Source organism: Kutzneria buriramensis, assembly GCF_003387475.1.
GTDB classification, from domain to species: domain Bacteria; phylum Actinomycetota; class Actinomycetes; order Mycobacteriales; family Pseudonocardiaceae; genus Kutzneria; species Kutzneria buriramensis.
Window position 1 is genome coordinate 205,981 of record NZ_QUNO01000020.1, and the last position, 13,875, is coordinate 219,855.

The 13,875-nt window shown below is 70.1% G+C and carries 14 protein-coding genes; 2 read left to right on the top strand and 12 right to left on the bottom strand.

What is annotated here, in order from left to right; translation table 11 throughout:
• Positions 1-103: 103 nt before the first annotated feature.
• The 9 genes from BCF44_RS44355 to BCF44_RS44395 all read right to left on the bottom strand — a co-directional run bounded on the left by BCF44_RS44355 (position 104) and on the right by BCF44_RS44395 (position 9,076).
• The gene (locus BCF44_RS44355; RefSeq protein WP_116180530.1) at positions 104-2,149 is read right to left on the bottom strand and encodes a hypothetical protein; all 2,046 of its coding nucleotides are present in this window, start codon (positions 2,147-2,149) and stop codon (positions 104-106) included.
• Entirely contained in the window at positions 2,146-2,766 is a 621-nt protein-coding gene (locus BCF44_RS44360) for a PulJ/GspJ family protein (protein WP_116180531.1), read from the bottom strand. Before BCF44_RS44360 ends, BCF44_RS44355 begins: the two co-directional genes overlap by 4 nt.
• Positions 2,763-3,197, bottom strand: a complete 435-nt coding sequence (locus BCF44_RS44365; protein ID WP_116180532.1) for a prepilin-type N-terminal cleavage/methylation domain-containing protein — start codon at positions 3,195-3,197, stop codon at positions 2,763-2,765. The genes BCF44_RS44360 and BCF44_RS44365 overlap by 4 nt, the downstream gene beginning before the upstream one ends.
• 1 nt (position 3,198) lies before the next feature.
• A complete protein-coding gene (locus tag BCF44_RS44370) occupies positions 3,199-4,404 on the bottom strand; it encodes a type II secretion system F family protein (RefSeq protein WP_116180533.1) in 1,206 nt (401 codons plus the stop codon).
• Positions 4,404-5,942, bottom strand: a complete 1,539-nt coding sequence (locus BCF44_RS44375; protein ID WP_116180534.1) for a GspE/PulE family protein — start codon at positions 5,940-5,942, stop codon at positions 4,404-4,406. Before BCF44_RS44375 ends, BCF44_RS44370 begins: the two co-directional genes overlap by 1 nt.
• Positions 5,939-7,033 (bottom strand): type IV pilus twitching motility protein PilT, encoded by a 1,095-nt coding sequence (locus BCF44_RS44380; protein WP_116180535.1) that lies wholly within the window; start codon positions 7,031-7,033, stop codon positions 5,939-5,941. Before BCF44_RS44380 ends, BCF44_RS44375 begins: the two co-directional genes overlap by 4 nt.
• A 64-nt stretch (positions 7,034-7,097) precedes the next feature.
• Positions 7,098-7,460 carry a type II secretion system protein gene (locus BCF44_RS44385; RefSeq protein WP_116180536.1) on the bottom strand — a complete coding sequence of 121 codons (363 nt, stop codon included), beginning with the start codon at positions 7,458-7,460 and terminating at the stop codon, positions 7,098-7,100.
• 35 nt (positions 7,461-7,495) lie between these two features.
• Positions 7,496-8,560, bottom strand: coding sequence for a CpaE/TadZ family protein (locus BCF44_RS44390; protein WP_147328870.1), 1,065 nt, complete (start codon positions 8,558-8,560; stop codon positions 7,496-7,498).
• Between the two features lie 93 nt (positions 8,561-8,653).
• A complete protein-coding gene (locus BCF44_RS44395; RefSeq protein ID WP_147328871.1) occupies positions 8,654-9,076 on the bottom strand; it encodes a hypothetical protein in 423 nt (140 codons plus the stop codon).
• 178 nt (positions 9,077-9,254) lie between these two features.
• Between BCF44_RS44395 and BCF44_RS44400 the strand changes: the two genes are divergently transcribed.
• A complete protein-coding gene (locus BCF44_RS44400) occupies positions 9,255-10,496 on the top strand; it encodes a chymotrypsin family serine protease (protein WP_211353512.1) in 1,242 nt (413 codons plus the stop codon).
• Positions 10,497-10,499: 3 nt separating this feature from the next.
• On the opposite strand, the gene BCF44_RS44405 is transcribed toward BCF44_RS44400, so the two are convergent.
• Positions 10,500-11,297 (bottom strand): helix-turn-helix transcriptional regulator, encoded by a 798-nt coding sequence (locus BCF44_RS44405; RefSeq protein WP_116180539.1) that lies wholly within the window; start codon positions 11,295-11,297, stop codon positions 10,500-10,502.
• Positions 11,298-11,366: 69 nt separating this feature from the next.
• Between BCF44_RS44405 and BCF44_RS44410 the strand changes: the two genes are divergently transcribed.
• Entirely contained in the window at positions 11,367-12,101 is a 735-nt protein-coding gene (locus tag BCF44_RS44410; RefSeq protein WP_116180540.1) for a dienelactone hydrolase family protein, read from the top strand.
• Here BCF44_RS44410 and BCF44_RS44415 read toward each other — a convergent pair whose 3' ends face one another.
• Both BCF44_RS44415 and BCF44_RS44420 read right to left on the bottom strand, forming a co-directional pair.
• A complete protein-coding gene (locus BCF44_RS44415; protein ID WP_116180541.1) occupies positions 12,102-12,743 on the bottom strand; it encodes a response regulator in 642 nt (213 codons plus the stop codon).
• A complete protein-coding gene (locus tag BCF44_RS44420) occupies positions 12,740-13,831 on the bottom strand; it encodes a sensor histidine kinase (protein WP_211353513.1) in 1,092 nt (363 codons plus the stop codon). Before BCF44_RS44420 ends, BCF44_RS44415 begins: the two co-directional genes overlap by 4 nt.
• Between the last annotated feature and the right edge of the window lie 44 nt (positions 13,832-13,875).

Sequence of the window (13,875 nt, forward strand, 5' to 3'; positions counted from 1 at the left end):
CTGCGGCGACCGTTGTCGGTCAGCAGCCGGGGGTTCGCCGAGTTGGGCGTACGGGATCGCGTGCGAGGTCCGGGTGGTAGGGGTCGGGGGACGACCGCACCCGCTACCGCCGGCTCGACCAACTCAGCACCGAGATCTGCCGCCTCCCCGGCGCCGGCGTCGTCGGATCCGCATCCACGATGGCCACCTTCGCCGTCAACACCGGTGTCCCACTCGGCGTGCACGTCGATGCCTTCGGGCATATGTACGCCTGGAGGAACACGCTCAACACGAAGCCGGGTGAGTCGTCCGGCACCTCGATCACCGGACCGATGTACGCGAAGCTGCCGGTCTCCTTCACCCACAACGACCTCGCGATCACTCCGAACCGGAACACCTGCTCGGTGGCGTTGTTCAGGGTGATGTCCAGGACCGCCCCGGGCGCATACGTCGTGCCCTGCACGTAGAACAGCCCGCCGGCGTTGTTCACGGTGGTGACCATCGCGCACGTGGTGGAGTTGCCGACGCCGGTGTACGGGCCGGTGGTGGTGCAGCCGTTCTCGGCCCGCAGCGCCGGGGCCACGTAGCTGAGTTCGAGCTGCATCGAGTCCAGCTGCTCGTTCCCCTTGTGCTTCACCGCGGCCGAGTACTGGATCTGCGCACCGGTGAACGTGCCGGCGTAGATCTGCTGGGCCAGGACGCCGGTGCCGCCCTGCGAGATGTCGATCAGGTCGTTGTGCACCGACGAGTCGATCGGGTTGGTGATGGGAATCGGTACGGTGTAGGCGGTTCCGCCGTTCGGAGTGATCTTGAGGGTGAGGTTGTCCATAGCGGACAGGGCGGAGTTGGCATGGACGACGCGAAGTTTCGCCGACCGCAGGATCGACCCGGCGGGGACGGCCGCGGGCGGGGCGTAGCCGCTGGTGGTGACCGTGCCGGTCTGGTTGCCGTTGCTGTTGTTGGCCCACGTGGCCATGTTGCCGTCGATGTTGGCCAGCTTGGTGACGGTGGCGTCGGTGAAGTCGCCGGGCGTCACGGCGGTGGTCTTGAGCGTGACCGCTGACGTCGTCTCCGCGCCCGAGGTCATGCCGTACAGCGCGACCGGCGGCGAGTCGGGAGTGAGGGTGCCGCAGAGTTCGGCCTGCCCGGCCTTCACCGCGAGCTGGCTGTCGCCGCCGAAGATGAACTGCACGCCCTGCGCGTTGGCGTGGTTGATCGGGTTGTCGCACGAGCCCGGGATCGTCGCGGGCACCGGCGGCGTGGCGAGGGCTGCGCCGGAGGAGTTCACCGGCGAGCCGGCGACGAGGTAGCCGTCGTTCACGGTCCAGATGTCGCTGCCCGCGGTGAGCAGCGGATTCGGACTCGTGCCGCCGTTGTGGAAGTCGAAGTAGTACGTGCCGGGCTTGAACCACCACGTGCTGTGCTTGCACAAGCTGTTGCCCGCCATCATCTGCGACAGGCCGACGGCGTCGTCGTAGTACCCGGGCAGGAACGTCACCACCGAGTTGGCCGCGGTGCACGCCGGCAGGTCCTGGTGCACGGGCACGGTGGCGGTCGCCGCCGCATAGCCGGGATCGTTGCCGAGAGCGTTCGCGGTGTTGCCGTAATTGCACTGCGCGGCCGGCGTGCTGGTGATGGCTCCGGTGCACGCGCCGCGGGCGTAGGCGGCGGCATTGGTGGCCAGGCTGCCCTTGACCACGTTGATGTTCGAGTTGGAGAACACCACGCCGTGCACGTTGAACGCCGAACCGTTCGGCTGCGTGATGTTGACGCCGTCCTCGCCGGCGATCCGCCCCAGCGTCAGGATCGCCGAGCCGGGTCGGTTGCAGTGGGCCAGCGACGGACACTGGATCAGCACCTTCGCCGGATCCGGCGAGCAGGTCACCGCCGCCGAGTCCGCTCCGTAGAAGTTGTTCAGTGCCAACGTGTTCGAGCCGCCGAAGCACTGCTGGCCGACGGCGGCGTCGTAGGAGCTGTTGCGCAGGTTGTTGATCGCCGCCTGCACCGCTCCGTCGGCGTTGTACGCGGCGGCGGCCTGATCCCGCAGCGCCAGCGTGGCGCGCAGACCGGTGTCGGTGAAGGTCAGCAGCGCGCCGAGCACCAGCCCGAGCACCGTGACCACGATGAGCACCAGGATCAGCGCCGCGCCGCTGTCGTCGCCGCGTCTCATGACTGCCTCCGCTGGCTGGTCAGCGTGACCGGGTAGGGATCGGCCGACGGCATGGTCACCGTGAAGGCCAGGGTCATCTGCTGGGGGATCGGCGTCGCCGTGCACGTCGACGAGCACGTCACCGTCACGGTCGACGTGTCCACGAAGTGCGCGAGCACCACGTCCGAGCTGGGGGTCGACGCGGCGACACACTTCAACCGGTGCAGCTCCGTGCCGGACAGGTAGTACGCCACGACATCCGTGCCCATGACGGGCGAGGGGCCGGAGTAGTCCCAGTCGTCGGACAGCAGCCGCAGCAGGGCGGTCGGCGTGGCGGCGGTGCCACACGTGACGCCGCCGGCGTTGTACGCCGCGTTGGTCTGCACCGACGGCAGGAACGTCACGGTCCCGCTCGCCGCGCCGGCGGCCGAGTAGTCACGCCGGCCGGTCGCCGCGAAGTCCTGCGCGAAGTACGCCGAGCTGATCTGGGCGTCGTGCGAGAGCTGCAACCGCGCCGACGTGGCGTCGGTGTTGCGGAACGCCGCGATCAGCACGTTGCCGAAGCCCAGCACGATGATGCCGAGCACGACGATCGCGATCAGCAGCTCGATGAGGGTGAAACCGTCGTCGTCGTTCATGCACATGGCGAGTCCGAGAGTCCGCAGGGCTTGCGCACGACGACCACCAGCTGCTCGCTGGCCCGGCCGTCGGCGCTGGCCACCTGGATGGTCACCTGTTGCAGGCCGGTGTCGGCGCCGCAGGTCGTCTGCCAGGCCGCGCCGTCCCAGTACTTCACCGAGCCGACGGACTTGGTGTAGCCGGCCGGCGGGGTGAAACCCGTGCCGTAGCTGGACGGGCCGGCGCAGCTGACGTAGCCGCCGCCGTCGACCGCGTTGGTGATGGCCTCGCCGTAGTCGCGCACGGCCGCCGAAGCGGTGGCCTGTTTCCGGTGCACATCTGAGAGCTGGATGCTGTTCACCAGCGCGCCGACGACCGCCACCACCGCGACCGCCATGATGACCACGGCGATCAGCAGCTCCAGCAGGGTCTCGCCCCGCTCGTCGGTCATCTCACACCTGCACCTGGTTGAAGATGCCGTACATGGCCGACACCAGCGCCACCGCGACGAAGCCGACGATCACGCCCATCACCACGATCACGATCGGCTCGATCAGCGCCGTCGCCTTCTTCAGCTTGTAGTCCAACTCGCCCTCGTAGTACGAGGCGGTGACCTCCAGCTGGGTGTCCAGCGTGCCGGTGTCCTCGCCGACCCGCATCATCTGCGCCGCCGTGCGCGGGAACAGGCCCGTCGCGGCCAGCGGGCCGGCCAGCCCCTGTCCCTCCAGCATCGCCTCGGCCACCCGCCACAGCGCGTTGGTGAACACTCTGTTGCGCAACGACTCCGTCGCCACGCGCAGCGCCTCCGGCAGCGACACGCCGGCGCCCGCCATCGACGCCAGGATCCGCGAGAACCGTTCCACCAGCGCGAATCGGATCGTGTCGCCGACCACGGGAATAGCGAGATAGAACCGGTCGCGGGCGTACTTGCCCCACTCGAACTGCAACACGACGATCAGGACGGCGATGACCACGGCCAGCCCCGAGGTCAGCGCCCACCACCACTCGGTGAGGAAGTCGGTGACCGCCAACAACATCCGCGTCGGCAGCGGCAGCTGCGCGTGCAGGTTGTTGAAGAAGTCCTTGAACCGCGGCAGCACGAACGTCGACAGCACCACCACCGTGACGATCGCCATCACGAAGATCATGGCCGGGTAGATCAGCGCCGAGGTGATCTTCCGCCGGGCCTCCAGGTCCCGTTCCAGATACCTGGCCAGCCGGTCCAGCACGGTGTCGAGCTGCCCGGACAGCTCCGCCGAGCGCAGGATTCCCCGGTAGAACTCGGGAAACACCTTCGGGTGGGCGTCCAGGCAGTCGGACAGCTTCTCGCCGCCGCGCAGGCCCTCCTCGATCTGCGCCATCATCCGCCGCACCGACGAGTTCGACGACTCCAGCCCGAGCGAGCGGACCGCGTCGATCAGCGGCAGGCCGGCCCGCACGAACGCGCCGAGCTGGCGGGAAAGGTGCATGACCTCCTCCCGCTTCACCCGCGGCGCGGACAGCTCCGTGCGCAGCAGGCTCGGCCGCTCGGTGACGCGGATGTCCCGCAGCTCCCGCTCGTACAGGGCGAGCTCGGCGGCCTCGCGGGTGGCGGCCTTCTGCACGCCGTGCGCGGGCATCCCGTCCGGGCCCGTTGCCACGTAAGTGAACCTGGCCATCACGACACCCCCGGGAGGTACACGGACCGCAGCACCTCGGCCAGGCTCGTCACGCCCTCGCCGACCAGCCGCACCGCCTCGTCCTGCAACGTGCGCATGCCCTCGTACCGGGCCTGCTTGCGGATCTCCCCGTGCGGGGCGCGATCCAGCACCAGCTCACGGATGCCGTCGGAGACGGGCATCATCTCGTACACTCCGATCCGGTCCAGGAAACCCGTGCGGGCGCAGAGGTTGCAGCCCGCGCCGTGCAGGAAGCCGCCGGGCGGGGCGGCGCCGCCGATCGCGTCGAGGAACGCCAGCTCCTGCGCGGTCGGGTGGTAGTACTCGCGGCAGTGCCCGCAGATCCGGCGCACCAGCCGCTGCGACAGCACGGCGCTGACCGACGAGGCCACCAGGAAGTTCTCGATTCCCATGTCCAGCAACCGGTGCAGCGCCGAGGCGGCGTCGGTGGCGTGCAGCGAGGACAGCACGAGGTGGCCGGTCAGTGCCGACTGCACCGCGATCCGCGCGGTCTCCACGTCCCGCACCTCTCCGACCAGGATCACGTCCGGGTCCTGGCGCAGGATGGACCGCAGCCCGCCGGCGAAGGTGATGCCGGCGGCCTCGTTGATCTGGATCTGGTTGATCGACGGGAACGTGTACTCGACCGGGTCCTCGATGGTCATGATGTTCCGGTCGGGGCTGTTGATCTCGCCCAGCGAGCCGTACAGCGTGGTGGTCTTGCCGCTGCCGGTGGGGCCGGCGCTGATCAGCATGCCGTACGGGGCGCGCAGCATCGCCGTGTAGCGCTCGGCCATCGCCGCCGGCATGCCCAGCTGGTCCAGGCGGTACAGCGGCCGGCTCTTGTCCAGCAGCCGCAGCACCGCCTTCTCGCCGCCGACCACCGCCGCGGTCGACACGCGGATGTCCACCGGGCGGCCCTCCACCTCGGTGCTGATCTGGCCGTCCTGCGCGCGTCGGCGCTCCACGATGTTCATGCCGGCCAGGATCTTGATCCGGCTGACCACCGCCGGCCCCATCGAGCCGGGCAGGTCCAGCACGTCGTGCAGCGCGCCGTCGACCCGGTAGCGCACCCGGATCCGGTCGGCGCTGGGCTCGATGTGGATGTCGGACGCCCGGTCCCGCAGCGCCTGCGTGATGATCATCTGCACCACGTGCACGACCGGCGCGTCCTCGTTGACGCCGGCGACCTCGGCCCGGGCCTGGTCGCGGCGCATCGCGTCCCGCGTCTCGAACGCCTTGACCTGGTCGCCGACCCCGGACAGCGCCCGGTAGACGGCGCCGATCACGCCGAGGACGTCGGCCCGCGCCGCCGTCTGCACGATCACGGGTTGGCTGATCGCCGCGCGCAGCTTCTCCACCACGTCCGGCGTCGGGTCGGCGACCGCCACGATCACGCCGTCGCGGTCGACCGACAGCGGGATCGCCGTCAGCTCGCGCGCCTGGCGTTCGGACAGCAGCGCCGTCGCGGCCGGATCCGGTGCGATGGCGCCGAGATCGACGCGTTCGAAGTCGCGCAGCGGATTGCGTGGTCTCATGCCGGCGCCCCCACTCGCAGTCGTGGCTGCCGCTCGATGTCCTTCGGGTACAGGCTGCGGGCGACGGCGTCCTCGTAGCTCACCCAGCCGCCCTGCACCAGGACCGACAGCGACTGCTCGAAGGTCACCATGCCCTCGCGCTGCCCGGTCACCAGCGAGTTGCGCAGCTGGTTGGTCTTGCCTTCCTTGATCAGGTTGCGCACCGCGGAGTTGGCCACCAGCACCTCGTACGCCGCGACCAGGCCGCCGCCGACGCGGGGGATCAGCCGCTGGTAGACGATGCCGGTCAGGGCGGCCGCCAGCTGCACCCGCACCTGCGCCTGCTGCTCGGCCGGGAACACGTCGATGATCCGGGCCAGCGACTGGGCGGTGTCGTTGGTGTGCAGCGTCGCGAACACGAGGTGGCCGGTCTCGGCGATGGTCAGCGCGAACCGGATCGACTCGAGGTCCCGCATCTCGCCCACCAGCAGCACGTCCGGGTCCTCCCGCAGGGCGGCCCGCAGCGCGTGCGGGAAGGACGGCGTGTCCATGCCCACCTCGCGCTGGTTGACCGCCGCCCGCTTGTGCTGGTGCACGTACTCGATCGGGTCCTCGACGGTGATGATGTGGCAGGCCCGCTCGGTGTTGATCTGGTCGATCACCGCGGCCAGCGTGGTCGACTTGCCCGAGCCGGTCGGCCCGGTGACCAGCACCAGGCCCTGGTGCTTGCGGGCGAAGGAGCCCAGCACCGGCGGCAGGCCCAGCTGCTGCATGGTCGGGATGGTCATGGGGATCATCCGCAACGCAACGGTGGTGTAGCCGCGCTGGGTGAAGGCGTTGCCGCGGACCCGGGCGTCGGTGCGCCACGTGAACGCGAAGTCGTACTCGTGGGCGGCCTTCCACGCCGCCTTCTGCTCGGCGTCGAGCAACTCGCCCAGCAGGGCTTCGGTGTCCTCCGCGCGCAGCGCCGGCTGGCCGGGCACGGCGGAGAGCTCGCCGTGCACCCGGATCTGCGGCGGCATGCCGACGGTGAGCAGGAGATCGGTGCCCTGCGCCCGCCAGAGTTCGGCGAGCAGGCCGTCGACCCTGCCGCCCGCTTCCGGTCCGTGCATCGCTTTCCTCCCAACGGAAGTGATAGAGGAGGGCCGGTGTGACCCGACCCTCCTCAGTGGACGATTACGGGTAGCAGGAGCCGCCGCCGTTGATGGCGCCGGTCACGGTGGACTCGGTGGTGCCGGTGCCCTTGGTGTAGGTGATCGTGTACTTTGACGTACTTGGGGCCTGCTTCAGGTAGTTCGCGGTGACCAGCGTGGGGATGTCGTTCGCCCAGCCGCCGGTCTTGGCGTAGTAGGCCTCGCTGGCGACCTCGACGTTCTTCGCGTCCGACTTGCAGGCGGCGGCGACGCCGTCGTTGTTGAAGGCGCTGACCGCGAACACCACGATGCCGGCGAGCACGCCGAGGATGACGATGACGATCAGCAGTTCGATCAGGGTGAAGCCGCTCTCGTTCTCGCGGGCGGCGCGGATCTGCTCGAGCATGGCACGCTTCCTTTGCTGGACAGGGTTTTCGGACATCAGCAGTGGTCGATGCAGGTGTCGGCGAACCGGCGCACCGACCGGCTGAACGGGTGGTCCGGGAGAGCGGCGGCCAGCGGCACGCCCTGGTTGATGGATGCCGGTACGGCACGGGTCGCCGGCAGCTCGCCGTCCACGCGGTTGCGCACCACGGCGTCTATCTCCCGCGCACCGAGCCGGATGGCCGGATCCACGCGGTTGAGCACGATCCGACGCCCCCGCCGGTCGTACGTGAGGAGGTCGAGCATGTCCAGCGCGAGCCGCATCGACTTCAGCGACGGCCGTTCGGACGTGCCCACGAGCACGTGGTGGCGGGCCGCGTCCAGCGCGGTCAGCACGTGCTCGGTGAAGCGGGTCGGCGTGTCGACGACCACGTGGTCGTACTCGCCTTCCAGGGCGACGAGCAGTTCGGCGACGAAGGTCGGCGTGAACCGCTCGGCGTCGCCGGGTTTGGCCTGCGCCAGCGCGCAGTCCAGGCCCGGCCGGTACGGCGTCACCAGCGGCGAGACGGGGTCGAGGGTGAGCGCGGCCGCCATCGCGCCGGTGTCCAGGCTCAGGTCGACCAGGCACACCTGCGCGCCGGCCGCCGCCAGGACCGTCGCGAGGTTGATCGCCACGGTGGTCTTGCCGCAGCCCCCGGCGGCGCCCAGCACCACCGTGACCTGGCCCGGCCGGTAGGAGACCTCGGACGGGTGGGCGTACTTGAAGACGTTGGCCACCGCGACCGGGTCGTTGGCGTCGACCACGACGAGCACGCCGGCGCGGATCGACCGCACCAGCACGTCGTCGTCGATCTTGTCCCGGAGCAGCACGATGCCCGCGCCGGGGCGGGCCAGCCGGGCCTCGGCGGCGAACTCCAGCGCCGCCGCCAGCGGCAGGGTCGGGCCGATCACGGCCACCGCCTCCACCGACTGCACCAGCGCGTCGATGGCGGTGCCCCGGGTGGTCGCCACGCGTGGCTCGGCGGCGGCGACGGTCATCAGGCGGACCGCGACGACCGGGACGGGCTCGTACAGCAGCGCCACGGCGATCACCCCGTTCCGCTCGACGACTGGACACTGCACAGCGTGAGCTTTTCGGGGCGGCGGTCACAGAGGGTGAACGGCCGACGTAACGCCTCGATCAGGCGACAGACGTCGGCCGTTCGACCGACAAGGTCAGAGCACGACCAGGGCGAACACGTCGGAGTAGGCGGCCGCGTAGAGCGTGCTCTCCGGGTGGAACACCCGCAGGGACAGCGTCGCGGACACGTCGAAGCTGACGTCGATGGCGAAGGCGCCGTTCGGGCGGCACTCGTCGGTGGCCACGTCCACCCACACGCCGGCCTGGAGTTCCTGCACGATCAGCGTCTCGGCGGTGTCGGACGCGGATCGCGCGGTGTCGTCGATCCGCCCCTTGATCTGGGTCTTCTCCTGCTTCTTGATCTTCGTCTTGGCCGGCTTGGCCTGGACCTTCATCTTGTGCTTCGCCGGCGCCTGGGTGACGGCCGGGAAGGCGGAGGCCGCGACGGGCATGACGGTGAGCGCCGCACAGGCCACCGTCAGAGCGGTGAGGGTGCGGGCGAGCGGTGAGGTACGCATGGCGTGGAGTGCACCGCACCGGATGTTCCGGGTGGCGGCGGACGCGCCGTAGATGATCATCGACCAACCGGTCGAGTGACTCCTTCGCCCGCGTCCGTGCCTAAACCTGCAAACCGGCTGCCCGCCGGCGGCGGATCCGAGTAGTCCTTGGTTCCTCCTACAGACGGGAGCAGCAACCGTGAGAAGAACGACCCGGGCGCTCGTCGCGGCGCTCGCGCTGGCCGGCACGCTGGCGGCGCCCGCGACCGCCGCGCCGGTCTACACCGACGCGCAGCTGGCGTCGATGGATCCCTTGCAGCAGGCCAAGATCCTCGATCCCCTGCGCGCCGTCGCCAACGCCGTCGGCGAGGTCGGCCGCGGCCCGGCGGCCGACATTTACGGCAATCTGGACATCGACGCCAATCACGGCGTCGTCGAGCTGTACCTGACCGATCCCGGCCAGCTGGACCGTGTGGTGACGGCGGCCGAGCGGATCGACCCGTCCATCAACGCCGGCCTGATCCGGGTGGCGAAGGCCGCCTTCACGCACCAACAGTTGGACGCCGCGGCGGTGCACGTCCTCGACCTCGCCGACGCGCACAGCCTGCCGTACCACGTGGATCTGGTCGGGCCGGCGCCGGACGCGTCCGGGCTGGAGATCAACGTCGACAACCCGCAGGCGGTGCCGTTCGCGGCGTCGGCGGCGATCGGCGTGCCGGCGAGCTTCCAACCCGGCCACACGCTCGTGCCCAAGGCATGGCGGGACTCCAAGTGGCACGACAGCTCGCCGTTCATCGGCGGCGACGCCATCACCGGCAGCGGCTCCGGCCACGGCTGCACCGCAGGGCTGCCGGCCGTGCGCAAGTCCGACAACCACCCGATCATGATCACCGCGGCGCACTGCTTCGGCGTCGGCACCAAGGTCTACACGCGTGGCGGCACCACCGGCGACTACAGCAGCGGCAAGCTGGGCAACTACGTCGGCACCGTGACCGCGCGGTACGAGCAGTTCGACTCCGAGACCATCGACGGCGCGGACAACAACGCCGACGAGAGCGACACCAGCGGGTGGCTGCCGCTGACCAGCTTCGCCTACTCGTACAACGGCGACTACGTCTGCCACGACGGCCAGCGGTCGTTCTTCATGGGGCATCCTACGCCGTGCGGGATCAAGGTGACGAACCAGGACAAGTGGTGCGGGCCGTCCGAGGGCTGCCCGGGGCTGAGCTATCGGGTGCGTGGCGTGTGGGGCGACGGCTCGTGGGGCGCGGCCGGCGGTGACTCCGGTGCGACGATTTTCGCCGTGCAGAGCGGCAACACGCGTCAGGCCCGGGGTGTGCTGTCCGACGGCGACCCCGGCGACGGCGCGCCGGGCGTGTTCTGGGTGGAGGCCACGGACGTGTTCAACCACTTCGGGTTGACGTTGAACCCGAAGACGTGACCCTCAGCGTTCCGGGCGGATCAGGTCGGCGATCCGTTGGGCGTCGGCCTCGTCCGCCCGGAACGTGATCACCTTCTGCTCGGGGTCGTCGGCGACCTGCAACACCACGAGTTCCAGGTCCAGTCGTCCCAGATCCTTGTGCCACAGGAGTTTCCGCCCCGAGGTCAGCCGCGCCACATCGTGGTCCCGCCACCACCGGTCCACTTCCGTGCCCTCGAGGCGGTCGATCAGGTCGCCGTACTTCGGGTCGTCGGGGTGCCGCGCGGCCGCCGCCCGGAACCGTGCCAGCTGCGCCCGGGCCTCCGCCTCCCACTCCACGAGGATCTTGCGCGCCTCGGGGTCGGCGAACGTCCACCAGAGGATGTTCCTTTCCTCCGGTGGCTTTGTCGTCCAGTCCGTCCACAGTGCACACGCCGCCCGGTTCGCCGCCAGGACGTCCCAGTGCCGGCCGCTCACGTACGCCGGGTGCGGATCCAGCCGCTGGACCAGGTCCTGCACACCCGGCACCAACACCTCCGGCGGCCGGTCGTCCGGTGTGCTGTCGACCAGGGCGTACAGGTGATCCCGCTCGGCGTTTGACAGCCGCAACGCACGGGCCAGCGCGTCGAGGATCTGCCGGGACGGGCTCACGTCCCGGCCCTGCTCCAGGAACGTGTAGTACGTCGTCGAGATGCCCGCCAGCTGCGCCACCTCCTCCCGCCGCAGACCCGGCGTCCGGCGCCGGCCGTGCGTCGGCAGGCCCACGTCCGCCGGCTGGAGTTTCGCCCGGCGGGTGCGGAGCAGGTCCGCGAGCTCGCTCATCCTGGTACCCGTCTTACTAGCAACGACAGCGGATGGTTCCGCAGCCTAGCCGCCGGATACGGTCGCCGCGTGGAGATCCAAACCAGTTGGCTCGACGTGACCGTGCCCCATGTCGCCGAGCCGATGTCCTGCTACCTCGCCCGCCCCGACGCGCCCGGTGATCACCCCACCGTGCTCGTCGGTTTCGAGATGTTCGGCGTCACCGACTACGTCCGGTCCGTCGCCGACCGCATCGCCGGCCTCGGCTACACCGCCGTGGTCCCCGACTTCTACCACCGCTCCGGCCGTCGGATCTCGCTACCGGCCACCGCCGAGGGCCGCACCCGTGGCCTGGAGCTGCTGTCCCAGGTCACCCGTTCCGGCGTCTTCGCTGACGTCGAGGCGGTGTTGAGCCGTTTCCCCGGACCCGCCGCCATGATCGGCCTCAGCGTCGGCGGGCACCTCGCCTACTACACCGCCACCCAGTTCCCCCTTGCCGCCATCGCCACGTTCTATCCCGGTTGGCTCACCGACGACACGATCCCCCTGGGCCGCCCCGAGCCCACCCTGGCGCTCACCCCCGGCATCGCCAAACACGGCGCCAAGCTCCTGTTCGTCGTCGGCGCCGACGACCACCTCTTCACCCGGTCACAGCTCACCGACATCCGTTCCCGACTTGTGGAGGACGGCGTCGACCACGAATTCGTCGTCTACCCCGACACCCCGCACGGCTTCTTCTGCCACGAACGCGACACCTATCGCGCCGATGCCGCCGACGACGCCTTCTCCCGGGCGACTGCCCTCTTCAAGGAGCGGCTGGGCTGATCAGCCGGCGTCGCGGACCAGCAGGGCGAGTTGGACGCGGTTGGTGAGGTCCAGCTTGGTCAGGCAGCGGCTGACGTGCGCCTTGACGGTGGCCTCGCTCATGACCAGCTCACGGGCGATGTCGGCGTTGGACAGGCCCCGGGCCACGGCCTGGACGACCTCGCCCTCGCGGGCGGTGAGCAGGGCGAGCTTGCGGCGGGCCTCGGCGGACCGGGGGTGGTGCTGGCCGGCGAAGACGTCGATGAGCCGCTTGGTGACGGTGGGCGCGAGCATGGCGCTGCCGGCGGCGACGGTGCGGACGGCGGCGACGAGGTCGCGAGGGGACGTGTCCTTGAGGAGGAAGCCGGCGGCGCCGTGGCGCAGGGCGGTGTGCACGTAGTCGTCGAGGTCGAAGGTGGTGAGCATGACGACGGCTGGCGGTTGCGGGAGGCGGCCGATCGCGGCGAGGGCGGCCAGGCCGTCCATGCCGGGCATCCGGACGTCCATGAGCACGAGGTCCGGCCGGTGCGCGGCGATGGCGGTCAGCGCGGCGGCCCCGTCGCCGGCCTCGGCGACGACCTCGATGCCGTCGACGGGCTCGAGGATCATCCGGAACCCGGCCCGGACCAGCTCCTCGTCGTCGACGATCAGCACGCGGATCACTCGGCTTCCTCCGGCAGGTGTGCTGTCACGGTGAAGCCGCCGTCACGGGGACCGGCGCTGAACCCACCGCCCAGCAGCTCGACCCGCTCCCGCAGCCCGACCAACCCCATTCCGCTGCCGGGCAACGGATCCGGCGTCCGGGCCGGACGCTCGTTGACGACTTCCACCTCGACGGCGTCCGGCAGGTACCGCAGCACGACAGTCGTCGGCGCCTGGGCGTGTTTGTGCACGTTGGTCAGCGCTTCCTGCACGACCCGGAACACGGTCGACGCGATGATGGGAGACAGCTCGCGCGGCTGGCCTTCGTCCCGGCGTGAGACCTGCACGCCGGCGGAACGGGTGTGGTCGAGCAGCCGGTCGAGATCACCCGGCGAACCGTCCACCGGGGACGATTTCAGCACGCCGAGCACCTGGCGCAGCTGGGCGAGCGCGTCCTTCCCGGTGATCCGGATCAGCTCGGCCTCGCCGGCGGTGTAGTCGTCCTTCGCGTTCATCTCCAACGCGCCGGCGTGCAGCACCATCAGCGAAACCCGGTGCGCCACAACGTCATGCATGTCTCGCGCGATCCGCGCCCGCTCCTCGGCCCTGGCCTGCCCGGCCCGCACGGCCTGCTCCCGCTCCAGTTGCGCGGCCCGTTCGCGCAGGCCGGCGAGTAGTTGCCGGCGGTCGTCCAGCCACAGCCCCAAGGCGATCGGCAGCCAGACGAACAGACCAGCGCCGCCGATCATGCTGGGCAGGTCCGGTGACGGGGTGATCGGCGCGAGCGCGAGGGCAGTGGCGGCGACGCCGTAGCCGATGAGCTTGGGGGAGCGGTGATAGGTCGACGCCGTCAGGTACGACGTGATCATCAGCACCGGCCAGGTGGACCGCAGCAGCCAGGCCACGACCGTGAGCACGAACAGCGGCCACAAGCGTGGGTTCAGCAGCACCGCCGCTGCGGCCAGCAATCCGAGCGCCACGCCCTGGAGCAGATCGGGCACCGGAAGCTGGAAGTAGGAGACCGAGCGTGCGCCGGCCGGCAGCAGCGAGCCGCCGAACGCGAGCGCCGCCAAAATCGCGGTGGTGGCCGTCCCCCGATTCTCGGTCACGGCGACCACCATAGCTCTACACCTAAAGTAGGGCCTGCCGATCG

Excerpts from the sequence above, each read along its gene's own strand:
- BCF44_RS44355 (WP_116180530.1), bottom strand. The coding sequence starts at position 2,149 with ATGAGACGCGGCGACGACAGCGGCGCGGCGCTGATCCTGGTGCTCATC.
- BCF44_RS44360 (WP_116180531.1), bottom strand. The coding sequence starts at position 2,766 with ATGAACGACGACGACGGTTTCACCCTCATCGAGCTGCTGATCGCGATC.
- BCF44_RS44365 (WP_116180532.1), bottom strand. The coding sequence starts at position 3,197 with ATGACCGACGAGCGGGGCGAGACCCTGCTGGAGCTGCTGATCGCCGTG.
- BCF44_RS44370 (WP_116180533.1), bottom strand. The coding sequence starts at position 4,404 with ATGGCCAGGTTCACTTACGTGGCAACGGGCCCGGACGGGATGCCCGCG.
- BCF44_RS44375 (WP_116180534.1), bottom strand. The coding sequence starts at position 5,942 with ATGAGACCACGCAATCCGCTGCGCGACTTCGAACGCGTCGATCTCGGC.
- BCF44_RS44380 (WP_116180535.1), bottom strand. The coding sequence starts at position 7,033 with ATGCACGGACCGGAAGCGGGCGGCAGGGTCGACGGCCTGCTCGCCGAA.
- BCF44_RS44385 (WP_116180536.1), bottom strand. The coding sequence starts at position 7,460 with ATGCTCGAGCAGATCCGCGCCGCCCGCGAGAACGAGAGCGGCTTCACC.
- BCF44_RS44395 (WP_147328871.1), bottom strand. The coding sequence starts at position 9,076 with ATGCGTACCTCACCGCTCGCCCGCACCCTCACCGCTCTGACGGTGGCC.
- BCF44_RS44405 (WP_116180539.1), bottom strand. The coding sequence starts at position 11,297 with ATGAGCGAGCTCGCGGACCTGCTCCGCACCCGCCGGGCGAAACTCCAG.